We start from the raw sequence: 11,317 nt of genomic DNA, 5'->3' as shown, positions 1-11,317 counted from the left end.
CCGAGGTGCGGCCTGGGTTGACCGACGGAGCGCGTTAATCCGTCTGATCGGGGAAGTCGTTGGCGATCTTGCCGTTGCGCAGGCTGCCGTCGAGGTAGCCGGCCCGGCAGGCCCGCCGCCCGATCTTGCCGCTCGAGGTACGGGGAATCGCACCGGCGGGCGTCAGCAGCACGTCACGCACCGTCACGCCGTGCCGGACCGCGATGGCGGCCCGGATCTCGTCGGCGACCGGCTCCAAGTCCATCTTGTTGGCGCCTGCGGCGCGCTCGGCGACGATGACGAGTTGCTCGGAGGAGTCGCTGGGATCGCGCTTCAGGCCGGCGTGCGCGTTTTCGAACACGACGTCGGGCAGTTGGTTGGCGGGCACCGAGAACGCCGCGACGAAACCGGTGCGCAGCGCCTTGCTGGCCTCCTGCGCCGAGTACTCGAGATCCTGCGGGTAGTGGTTGCGTCCGTCCACGATTACCAGGTCCTTGACGCGACCGGTGATGTAGAGGTCGCCCTCGTAGAAGGCGCCGTAGTCGCCGGTGCGCACCCAGGTGGCGTCGTCGGCCGCGCCCTCGGCATGCGAGGGGCTGGTCCTGGACTTGAGCGTGTTCTGGAACGTCGCGGCCGTCTCCTCCGGCTTGTTCCAGTAACCCGTGCCCATGTTCTGACCGCTGATCCAGATCTCGCCGATCTGCCCGTCGGGCAGTTCGGTGGCGCTCTCGGCGTCGACGATGACGGCCCACTCGGACACGCCCACCTTGCCGGCGGATGCCTGCGCGACGGCCGACGGAGCGTCCTCGGCGACCTCGACGAAGCGGTAGGAGTTGAGCTGCTCACGGTCGACGTAGACGATCTTCGGCGGCTCGTCGGTGGCGGTGGTCGACACGAACAGCGTGGCCTCGGCCAGCCCGTAGGAAGGCTTGAGCGCCTTCGGGTTGAAGCCGTACGGCGCGAACGCCTCGTTGAACCGGTGCACGGTGGCCGCGGAGATCGGTTCGCTTCCGTTGAGGACCGCCTTGACGTTGGACAGGTCCAGGGGCGGTTCGCCGTCCTTGGGGACTCCACGGGCGGCCGCGTGATCGAAGGCGAAGTTCGGCGCGACCGAGATGACGCTGCCGGTGTCGTCGTCCTTGCGGGCCATCTCGCGGATCCAGCGACCGGGCCTGCGGACGAACGCGGCCGGCGTCATGAAGGTGATGTAGTGACCGACGACGGGCGGGATCATCGCGGTGATCAGACCCATGTCGTGGAAGAACGGCAGCCAGGTGACGCCGCGGTCACCTTCGTCGCCGCCGATGCCCTCGATGACCTGGACGATGTTGGTCGCCAGGTTGAGGTGGGTGATCTGTACGCCGGTCGGGATGCGGGTCGATCCAGACGTGTACTGCAGGTAGGCGATGGTGTCGTGGGTGACGTCCTCTTGCACCCAGGTGGCGCCGACCTCGTCGGGCACGGCGTCCACGGCGATGACGCGGGGCCGCTCCTTGGCGGGCCGGGTGCGGAAGAACTTGCGCACGCCCTCGGCCGAGTCGGTGGTGGTGAGGATCGCGGTGGGTTGGCAGTCGTCGAGGACGGCATGCAAGCGGCCGACGTGGCCGGGCTCGGACGGGTCGAACAGGGGGACGGCGATGCGGCCGGCGTAGAGGACGCCGAAGAAGCCGACGAGGTAGTCCAGGTTCTGCGGGCAGAGGATGGCGACGCGGTCACCGGGCTGGGTTACCTGCTGAAGCCGGGCCCCGACCGCCTTGTTGCGGGCGCTGAAGTCGCGCCAGCCCAGGTTGCGTGCCACCCCGTCGCGCTCGGTGGAGAAGTCGATGAACTGGTAGGCGAGGTTGTCGCCACGCACCTTGGCCCACTTCTCGACGTGCTTGACCAGGTTGCCGCTGTCGGGAAACCTGATCAGGCCGTTCTTCAAGAACGGGTTGTGGAATCCCATGTCACTCCTCTGTCGACGCTGCCCTGCCGAAGCGAACCGGCCGAGGCCAAACCTCAAGATCATATCGGTGGGTAGGCGTTTGCCTTGGGACCCACTCTGAAGCCGACCCGCCGGGTTTCAGGGGACGGGTGGTCTTACTTTTCTCTTAATGTTAGGTGAGCTTGCGGCGGAGGCCAAATCCCCCTGCGCAGCTCACCCGTGTTTCGGGTGGGGTGCGCTGTCGACCAGACCCCGCGCCCACGACTGAGTCCACTGCGTCGCGGTTTGCCCGTCCAGCACCCAGAAGTCCGGCGTGTTGTACATCGCGTGGACTGGGCCGGCGGCCCCACCGCTGAGGACCTCGAGCGTCTTGGGCAGGTTGACGATCGAGAACGCGCCCTCGGGAGCCGAGCAGATCAGGTCGCCGGTGCCGCAGATCTGGTTCGTGCGATCGTTCAGGGATCCGAATCCGCCTGGCCGCGGACCCGACATCGTCAGACCGAGGGCCGACAGGGTCGGCACTTCCTGCAGCGTGATCTCCGCGCCCTGGCCGGGCGGGTTGGGGCCGATGTCCTGCCCGACTCCCGGCTCCCGGCGCCCGTCCGCGATCAGCGTCACGCCGAGCACCAGATCGGCGTCGACCGGGCCGCGGCCGTTGCCAATGTCGCTGGCGAGGTCACCGGCGATCACCGCACCCTGCGAGAATCCGACGATGACGTAACTCGTCAGAGGGCACCGGTTGTTCATGTCCGTCAGCGCCTTGATCGCGGCCTTCGTGCCCTCGGCACGGCTGTCGTTGTAGGACATCTGCTTGTCGGCCGCGAACGGATTGTGGAACTGGGCGGTGTACGGAACCGTGTACGTCTCCACCCGATCCGCGCCGAACGCCTCCCGAATGGGGTTGGTGACGTTGAGCAGCAGCGCGATAGGGAACTGTGTCGGGTTGGCCGGATCGAGCTGCGGCGACGACTCCCAGGTCCCGGGAATGGACAGCACCATCACATCCGCGCAGCTGGCGTCCTGAGACTCCGGCCGCGGCTTGGAACCCGGCGTCGTCGGAATTCCCGGGGACGGTTGAGCCGTCGGCGGCGTCGCGCTCGGCGGCGAATCGGGCGCCCGCATCAGGATCCAGAGCCCGACGACGACGAGACCGACCAGCACCGCCACCGACGCCGCCGCTACGAGGGCGAGGAGCCGGTGACGCTTGCGTTGGCGATTGGTAGCCATGAAGTGGGGAGGTCTCCTACTGACAGAGGGTTTCGGTGGCGATGCGAATGTAGTCGGACGTCTCGGAGTTGACCTGACCGGCCGGTGGGGCCACCGGCTCGCCGTAGGAATCCCTCACGTCGCCACGCACCATCGGCAGGATGAAGTCCCAGACCTCTTGGTCGCTCTGCCTGGCCGCCTTCGCCTGGCACACGCAGGAGCCGATGTTGAGCGCGGACAGCTCACTCGACGGGTTCAGGCCGGCTTCGGACACGGCGTCGAGGAACTCTTGCTGCGTCGGGGTGACCACCAACTCGGGGTCCTCCCCCGGCTCGACGGCCGGCGGCGCGGCGAACGGTTGCGCGCTGCTGTCGCTGGCGGTCGTTTCCGCCGGCTGCATTCCCATGGTTGCCATGACGTCGTCACCCATGCCGCAACCACTGACCACGAGCGCCGCGCAGGCCATTGCCGCGCTTGCCGTTCGAGGTCCGCCTAGATGCACGCCTCCAAGGTACCGGCTCGAATGAGCGGGCCAGGGAAACGTTTGCCAGCTGTCGTCGGCGGTGTACCTAGCGGATGGCGGCCGACAGGTCGCCCGACAGTGCGGCGAGCTGCGGTGCCCAGCTGCCCCAGTCGTGCTGGCCGGAGGTCGGGAAGTCGAAGTGTCCGTTGTGCCCGCCGACGGCCCGGTAGTGCTGGTAGAACGTGCGGTTGCTGCCTGCAGTCTGGTCGCAGACGCCGATCATGGCCGCCGGGTCACTGCAGTCGGTCGTGCCGGGGCTGTACACCCACAGCCGAGTGTTGTTGGCGTTCAACAGGTTCACGTGAACGTCGGGATCGTGCCACTTCCAGCGACCGAGCTGAGCGGCACCCCACATGGCCTGGGTGTTGACCCCGCCGAAGCTGGCGAGACCGGCGGTGATGGCGCCGTTGTAGGCGGTCTGGGACGGCGTCAGGAAGCCCGAGAGCGAGCCCGCGTACCGGAACCGGTCCGGGTGGAACGCGGCGAGCGCCATGGCGGCGTAACCGCCCTGGGCCGCACCGACGACGCCGTGCCCGCTCGGGGCCAGACCCTTGTTTGCGGCCAGCCAGTCCGGCAGCTCCTGGGAAAGGAAGGTGTCCCACTGCTTGCTGCCGTCGGCTTCCCAGTTCGTGTACATGCTCCAGGCACCGCCTGCGGGCGCGGCAACGGAGATGCCCGTACCCGCAAGGGTGCTCATCGCGTTGCCCGCCGTCACCCAGTTACTGGTGTCCGGGGCGGCGTTGAAGGCGTCCAACAGGAACACGGCGTGCGGACCACCGGCCTGAAAGGCGACCGGGATGTCGCGGCCCATCGCCGCCGACGGGACCATCAGGTACTCGACGCCCGCGGCCTTGGCGGTGTGGGGGCTTGCCAGCCACAGCCCGACGGCCAGCGTCAGCGCACACATCGTCTTGAACAGCGTCGAGAGCAGCCTCATACCCATGTCACCAATCTGTTGATTCGCGTTGTAGTGAACCACATCACGGCGACGGGGCGCGCCGTAAACGAGTAGCGGCGGCGACCCCCGAAGGGATCGCCGCCGCCAGTCGATCTGCTTTTGCTAGCGCCTAGGAGGCGGGCGCCGGAACTGCGCTGAGGACGCGCTGGATGTCCGGCTTCATGGCCTGCAGCTGCTGGCCCCAGTACGGCCAGTCGTGCGTGCCGCTCTCCGGGAAGTTGAACACGGCGTTGCGTCCGCCGGCAGCCAGGTAGTCGGTCTGGAACTGCTTGTTGGTGCGCAGGGTCAGGCCCTCGAGGAACTTGGCAGGCAGGTTGTTGCCGCCGAGGCCGCCGGGGGTGCCGTTACCGCAGTAGATCCACACGCGAGTGCCGTTGGCAACGAGCGTCGCCATGTTCGCCGGGACCATCGGGTCGTTGTACTTCCACGCCGGGTCGGTCTCAGCCGGTCCCCACATGTCGTCGGCCTTGTAGCCGCCGGCGTCACCCATCGCGGTGTTGATCAGACCCGGCCACCAGCCCTCGGACGGGTTCAGGAAGCCCGAGAGTGCACCGGCGTACTGGAACTGCTGCGGGTGGTGGATGGCCAGCGTCAGCGACGCCGAACCAGCCATCGACAGGCCGACCGCCGCGGTACGGGTCGCGTCGACGCCGTTGTTGGCCGCCAGGAACCCGGGCAGCTCGGAAGTCAGGAAGGTCTCCCAGTTGTACGTGAGGCAGGTGCCGGACTTCTTGCCGCAGGCCGGCTTGTACCAGTTGGTGTAGAAGCTGGACTGGCCACCGACGGGCATCACGACCGACAGGCCGGAGCCCTCGTACCACTCGAAGGCCTGGGTGTTGATGTCCCAGCCGTTGAAGTCGTCCTGCGCGCGGAGACCGTCGAGCAGGTAAATCGACGGAGAGTTCGCGCCGCCGCTCTGGAACTGAACCTTGATGTCGCGGCCCATGCTCGCCGACGGAACCATCAGGTACTCGACCGGCAGACCCGGCCTCGAGAACGCTCCTGCCGTAGCAGAGCCGCCGACGACGCCTACGAGTCCGGGCAGTGTCGCCACCGCGAGGGCCGCAACCGCAGCGCGGCGCGCCATCTTCCCTACGAAACTCATGCTTGTATAAATCCTTTTCGTTTGAATGCCGCACGACAGACCCGCTGCGTGCCGCTGTAGTCAACCACACACGAGAGCGAAAACTCTCTCTCGCACATGTCTTGCCTGGTCACCCTCTCAACCATTTCCGGGCCTGGAGAGCACCGGCAATACGCGGCGAAGTCCCGGTCTGATCCACATCGGTCTGTGTATCGCCGTGGCTGGACGCGCCGTTACACGCCGGGGTGGGTCAGGGCCCCGTGGCGGGCATCCCGGTGTACGGCGGCACCTTCGGTGGCGGCGGTTCGAGTCCGCATCGGGCCAGTTCGTAGCGGGGGACGCGGTCGATCCGGTACTTGGTGAACGTCCACGCGTTGACGACGTTCGAGGCGAACCGCTTGAGCCCCAGCGGACCCCGCACCGACGTCAGCATCGCGTCGGTCTCGGGGCACGTGAGCGCGACCTTCGCCTGCGCGATCCAATCCTCGTCGAGGTAGGGCGGAATGTAGGGCCGCATCGGAAGGAACGGCCCCTCGGCGACCGCCCAATCGGGGAACAGGTTCTTGTCGTGCCCGATGCGACCGTCGTCGATGCGTGCGGTGTGGGCGGCCAACGGGTTGGCCAGCCCGATCTGGTCGATCACCCGGACGTCCAGTCCGACGTTCATGCCGAGCATGCCCAGGTTGGTGAAGAAGACGGTGTGGGGTCCGCTGCGCTGGCTGACGAAGACCGGCGCGGAGCCAACCGGCGGGGGCGGGAGGGGTGGCGGGATCGCGGGCACCACGTCCCACTGGTCGTAGTTGCCCGACGGCAGGAGGAGCGCACCGTCGGGGGTGTTGTCGATGGCAGCCACGACGGCGCGCATTCGCGGATAGTCGAGGTAGTCGGCGCCGGTCAGCGGGTGGGCGTGGCCCGTCGCCTGGGCGTAGAAGCGACGTTCGTCGACGATGCCGGAATACGTCACCCGGGTCGCGTCGCTGCCGAGACCCGGCGAGTTCGCCGCCCACAGCGACCATCCGACGATCGCCAACCAGAACACCGACGACGCGCCGGCAAGCAGATAGCCGGGTCCTTGGACCGCGCGCATGCCGGACGGAAGCACGATGGGGATCACCGACACCGGCGCGAGAAGGCAGAACAGCGGGGTCAGCAACACCCGGCCGTGCATGAAGTCGCCGCCCTGGCGGACCCAGTAGACCGCTTGGATCAGACCGCTGCCTGCCATGAAGACGACTACCGCAGTGGGACTTTGGACCACGCTCGTCCACCGGCCGCGCGTGCGGCTGGCCGGTCCGCGCTTGCGCCACAGCAGGCTTCGGACCCCGAGCAGCAGCAGGCCAAGGCCGCCAAGCAGTACCAGCGGGATCCACAGCAGATACGGATGGTTGAAGTTGGTGAGGTAGACGAAGCCTTGGGACCACTTGGACCCCGACGCGTCCTTCGCGACGGCGGTGCCAGGCACCAGCAGCCCGTAGTAACCCATCCGGAACACCTGGTACAGCACGGGCAGCAGGCCGCCGGCGACGACGACGAGCGTCCGCCGACGCCAACCCGTTGCCGCGACGAGCATCATCACCAGGGCGACGCCGCCGATCAACGCGAGCTCTGGCCTGATCAGCACGCTGAGTCCCGCGAGGAACGCCAACGCCGCCTCGAAGACCCGACCGGTCGCGTTGCCGCCGGGCTCGTTTGGGGTGGGTCGATTGATCCTTGGCGCCTGGGACCAACAGACCATCAGCCACCAGAGCAGTCCCAGATAGGCCAGTACCAAACCGTTTTCGAGCCCGGAGGTGGCGAAGTCGCGCGCCGGCGGGATCGCGATGTACACGATTGCCCCGGCGGGCAGGAGAAGGGCCTGTCGGCCGCGCAGGCCGGGGGCGTACAGCCGCCCGGTGCCGAGCATCACGAACACGATGCCCGCGACGCTGAGCACCAACGTCAGAGTCAGGACCACGTACTCGAGCTGAAGTGGGCCGCCGATCCAGGCGGCGAAGGTGACGAGGTAGGTCCACACCGTGGACGTGTTGGCCTCGACCCGCTCGCCTTGGTTGAAGACGGGGCCGTTGCCCGCCAACAGGTTCCGCACGGTGCGCAGGACGATCAGGCCGTCGTCGGCGATCCACCTACGCTGCCAGGCGCCCCACGCGAACAGGGCCCCGACCACCACGACGCTGAACCAGAGGCTGATCCGGACCGTGGGGGTGAAGCGGAAGGCCGGCCAGCGCGCCAGCCAGACCGCCAAGTCTGGCCCTTTAGCTGAAGTAGGCCGCTGCACAGACGCTTCCGATCCATGCCACGGCAAGCAGCTGAAGCACCCGGTCGCTCAGCGCGATGTCCTCCGGCTCGCCGGCGAGGCCGCCGTCGACGTCGACGGCATAGCGCAGGATCGCGATGGTGAACGGGACCATCGACACGGCGTACAGGGAACCGCCCGCCATGCGGTCACGCTCGAAGGCCCACAGGCCGTAGCAGAGCACGACCGCGGTCGCCGACAGCGTCCAGACGAAACGGAGGTAGGTGCTGGTGTACCGCTCCAGCGACTTGCGGATCTTGGCGCCGGTGCGCTCGGCGAGCTGCAGTTCGGCGTAGCGCTTGCCCGCCGCCATGAACAGCGAACCGAACGCCATGACGAGCAGGAACCACTGCGACAGAGGGATGTTGGCCGCGACGCCGCCGGCGATGGCGCGGATGAGGAAGCCCGACGACACGATGCAGATGTCGAGCACGGCCTGGTGCTTGAGACCGAAGCAGTAGGCCATCTGCACGGCGATGTAGATGCCCATCACCAATGCCAGGTTCGGCGAGACGTACCAGGACAGCGCCATGGAGACGAGGCCCAGCGCCACCGCCAAGCCGTACGCCAGTGGGACGGGTACCACGCCTGCGGCGATGGGGCGGTTGCGCTTGGTGGGGTGCGCGCGGTCGGCCTCGACGTCGCGGGCATCGTTGACCAGGTAGACGCACGACGCCGCGAGGCTGAACGCCACGAACGCAATCAGGACGTGAACGCCGTCGTCGAAGCCGAATCGGACGTCGCGACCCAGCGCTGCCACCGGAGCCGCGAGCACCAGCAGGTTCTTCACCCATTGGCGTGGCCGAACAGCCTTGACCAGCCCGGCGGCGAGGCTCTTTGGCGGGCCTGCCACCGGGGGAGCTTCCTCACTCATGCGCGCTCACCTGTTTCCTTCCGGTCTGCAACCGCGCCGACCGCCTTGGCGACGACCGCGCCGACTGCCACTCCAGTGAGCACGTCAGTCGGATAGTGCACGCCAAGTACCAAGCGGGACACCGCCATCGGCGGCACCACCAGCAAGGGCAGCCGAACCCCCGAGGCCCTGGCCAACAAGATCGCCGCGGCGGTGGTCGACGTGGCGTGGGCCGACGGGAAACTCAGGCGACTCGGCGTCGAGACGTTGACGGCGATCGACGGGTGGTGCGGACGCTCCCGCTTGACCACCCTCTTGATGACGACCGCGGCGGCGTGGGCGAGGAACGCGCCGACCCCGGCCGTCAGCCAGGCTTGCCGACGCTTCGGCTGCAGCAGCGCCCCGAGGACGGCCACCCCGATCCAGCCCGCACTGTGCTCGCCGAAATGCGAAAGGGCGCGGGCTCCCGGGAGGACGCCGGGGCGTCCGGCGAGGGTCGACTGCACGGCGACCAGCGCCGCATCCTCGCCCCGCAGGGTGTCGGTCACCGGGACACTTCCGCGGGAGCCTTCGCAGCGGGCAACAACACCGTCTCCCACTTCTGCGTGCTGGTCAGCTCGGGCAGCGCGCCGCGGTACACCTTGCGCATCCTGTTGAACTTGCGGAGCAAGAGTCCTTGCCGCTTCAGGGATTCGCGGAGCAGGTCGAACATCTTCGCCCGGTCGCGCTGGCGGTACACGACGCCGCTGCCGTCGGCGGTGGTGACGGTGACGCCGTCGACGCGCGACAGCGAGAACCAGCGCGCGTCCTGCGTGGCGACGTTGATCTGGGGCCGGACGTGGTGCTGCGGGTCGTGGGCCTTGAGCTGGTGGAGCACGCCGCGCGTCAGCCGCACCGCGATCGCGACCGGGCTGACGGGAATCTGAACCTTCTTGCGCCACCGCTTGTCCGACGGCGTCGGCAGCGAGGTGGCGCTCGGCAGCACCACGGCGTCGGGGAACTCGGTGCGCATCTTGCGCACCGCGGGCAGTGCCGACTCCAGGATGGAGAAGATGTGGTCGGGGCCGGCCAGGAAGTCGTCCATCGCCTTGTTCTGAATCGCGACCGTCGAATACTCAAGGCACAGAAGGTGTTTGATAGTGGCCCTAAGGTGGCTGGCGACGAGGCCGCCGATGCTGCCGTCCCAGTGCATGGCCGCCACCACCAACCGGTTGCGCAGGTGGAAGTACGCCTGCCAGTCGATGGCGTCGTCCTTGTCACTCCACGCCATGTGCCAGATGGCCGCGCCAGGCAACGTCACCGTGGGGTAGCCGTGTTCGCCTGCGCGCAGGCCGTATTCGCAGTCGTCCCACTTGATGAACAGGGGCAGCGGCTGGCCGAGTTCCTCCGCGACCGACCGCGGGATCATGCACATCCACCAGCCGTTGAAGTCGACGTCGATGCGGCGGTGCAGGAGCTTGCTGCGGTACTCCTCTTCCGCGGCAAGCGGGTACTTCGCGAAGTTGTGGTCGTACTCCGTGTTCACGGCGTTGGTCCACATGAAGTCCGCCTGGCCGACCATCTCGCCCATGACGTGCAGGTGCGACGGCTCCTGCAGGTTGAGCATCTGACCGCCGACGAGCGTCGGGACCTTCGAGAAGCGGTTGAACGCGAGCGCCCGCAGGATCGAGTCGGGCTCGATGCGGATGTCGTCGTCCATGAACAGGATCTGTTCACAGTCGGTGTTCTTCAGCGCCTCGTACATCACCCGGCTGTATCCGCCGGAACCGCCGAGGTTGGGCTGGTCGTGAATCCGCAGCCGGTCGCCAAGGGCCGCAGCCGCTTCGGCGAAACCGGGATGGTCGACGGCCTTGTTGGTGCCCTGGTCGGTGACGATGACGGCCGAGATGACCTCGTCGACCAGAGGATCCGACGTCAGGGTCGCCAGTGCGCTGACGCAGTCCGACGGGCGGTTGAAGGTGGGGATGCCGATGGCGACGTTGGCCCGGCTTGGCGCGGGTTGCGGCGCGTACCACCCTGCGCTGTGCACAGTCACGTTGCTGTCGGTGGTGATGTCGAACCAGATCCAGCCACCGTCTTCGAAGGCGTCCAGTCCGATCTCGAACTCGGCGACAGCACTGGTGTCGGCGTCGACGCTCGAAACGGCGCTGCCGCCCACCGTGATTCGAGCTCCGGTGGCCTTGGAGCGGTAGACGTCGACCCGGGCGCTGCCGGTCAGTTCGACGCGCAGCACCACCGATTCGAGGATCGACCACCGTCGCCAATAGCTGGCGGGGAAGGCGTTGAAGTAGGTCGCGAACGACACTTCGGACTCCGTGCCGATCTCGAGCGTGGTGCGCGTGCGGGCGTGCGCGCGACGCGCGTTGGTGCTCGACTCTTCGATGTAGAGCTTGCGCACGTCCAGCGGTTCACCGGGGCGGGGCAAGATGATGCGGGACAGCAGGCTGACCGCCTTGGACTGTCCGGTGTCGAGCGCGCCCGACGGGGTGTCATTCAT

General features: G+C 67.6%; 9 protein-coding genes. All 9 read right to left on the bottom strand.

The genetic code is table 11. The features are described from left to right. Positions 1 to 34: 34 nt before the first annotated feature. Positions 35 to 1,924 (bottom strand): long-chain-fatty-acid--AMP ligase FadD32, encoded by a 1,890-nt coding sequence (gene fadD32 / locus ASD37_RS14965; protein ID WP_056552161.1) that lies wholly within the window; start codon positions 1,922 to 1,924, stop codon positions 35 to 37. Positions 1,925 to 2,116: 192 nt separating this feature from the next. Next, positions 2,117 to 3,130: a cutinase family protein gene (locus ASD37_RS14960; protein WP_056552157.1), complete on the bottom strand. Its 1,014-nt coding sequence runs from the start codon at positions 3,128 to 3,130 to the stop codon at positions 2,117 to 2,119. Between the two features lie 16 nt (positions 3,131 to 3,146). Beyond that, a complete protein-coding gene (locus ASD37_RS14955) occupies positions 3,147 to 3,539 on the bottom strand; it encodes a hypothetical protein (protein WP_056553381.1) in 393 nt (130 codons plus the stop codon). 139 nt (positions 3,540 to 3,678) lie between these two features. After that, positions 3,679 to 4,569 carry an alpha/beta hydrolase-fold protein gene (locus tag ASD37_RS14950; protein WP_056553379.1) on the bottom strand — a complete coding sequence of 297 codons (891 nt, stop codon included), beginning with the start codon at positions 4,567 to 4,569 and terminating at the stop codon, positions 3,679 to 3,681. Positions 4,570 to 4,699: 130 nt separating this feature from the next. Then, entirely contained in the window at positions 4,700 to 5,695 is a 996-nt protein-coding gene (locus ASD37_RS14945) for an esterase family protein (RefSeq protein WP_056552154.1), read from the bottom strand. Between the two features lie 229 nt (positions 5,696 to 5,924). Then, positions 5,925 to 7,916 (bottom strand): flagellar motor control protein ZomB, encoded by a 1,992-nt coding sequence (gene zomB / locus ASD37_RS14940; RefSeq protein WP_082570146.1) that lies wholly within the window; start codon positions 7,914 to 7,916, stop codon positions 5,925 to 5,927. A gap of 10 nt (positions 7,917 to 7,926) precedes the next feature. Continuing rightward, complete coding sequence (locus ASD37_RS14935) at positions 7,927 to 8,841, bottom strand: decaprenyl-phosphate phosphoribosyltransferase (RefSeq protein ID WP_056552151.1); 915 nt, start codon at positions 8,839 to 8,841, stop codon at positions 7,927 to 7,929. Continuing rightward, entirely contained in the window at positions 8,838 to 9,368 is a 531-nt protein-coding gene (locus ASD37_RS14930; protein ID WP_056552149.1) for a phosphatase PAP2 family protein, read from the bottom strand. Before ASD37_RS14930 ends, ASD37_RS14935 begins: the two co-directional genes overlap by 4 nt. Then, positions 9,365 to 11,317, bottom strand: coding sequence for a glycosyltransferase (locus ASD37_RS14925; RefSeq protein WP_056552146.1), 1,953 nt, complete (start codon positions 11,315 to 11,317; stop codon positions 9,365 to 9,367). Before ASD37_RS14925 ends, ASD37_RS14930 begins: the two co-directional genes overlap by 4 nt.

Source organism: Mycobacterium sp. Root135 (assembly GCF_001426545.1).
Lineage (GTDB): Bacteria > Actinomycetota > Actinomycetes > Mycobacteriales > Mycobacteriaceae > Mycobacterium.
Note: the sequence above shows the minus strand (reverse complement) of the source record. Positions and strands in the feature narration are given on the sequence as shown.

What these genes read in the sequence shown, in the direction of transcription:
- fadD32 (WP_056552161.1), bottom strand. Translation starts at nt 1,924, where the DNA reads ATGGGATTCCACAACCCGTTCTTGAAGAACGGCCTGATCAGGTTTCCC.
- ASD37_RS14960 (WP_056552157.1), bottom strand. Translation starts at nt 3,130, where the DNA reads ATGGCTACCAATCGCCAACGCAAGCGTCACCGGCTCCTCGCCCTCGTA.
- ASD37_RS14955 (WP_056553381.1), bottom strand. Translation starts at nt 3,539, where the DNA reads ATGGGTGACGACGTCATGGCAACCATGGGAATGCAGCCGGCGGAAACG.
- ASD37_RS14950 (WP_056553379.1), bottom strand. Translation starts at nt 4,569, where the DNA reads ATGAGGCTGCTCTCGACGCTGTTCAAGACGATGTGTGCGCTGACGCTG.
- ASD37_RS14945 (WP_056552154.1), bottom strand. Translation starts at nt 5,695, where the DNA reads ATGAGTTTCGTAGGGAAGATGGCGCGCCGCGCTGCGGTTGCGGCCCTC.
- ASD37_RS14935 (WP_056552151.1), bottom strand. Translation starts at nt 8,841, where the DNA reads ATGAGTGAGGAAGCTCCCCCGGTGGCAGGCCCGCCAAAGAGCCTCGCC.
- ASD37_RS14925 (WP_056552146.1), bottom strand. Translation starts at nt 11,317, where the DNA reads ATGAATGACACCCCGTCGGGCGCGCTCGACACCGGACAGTCCAAGGCG.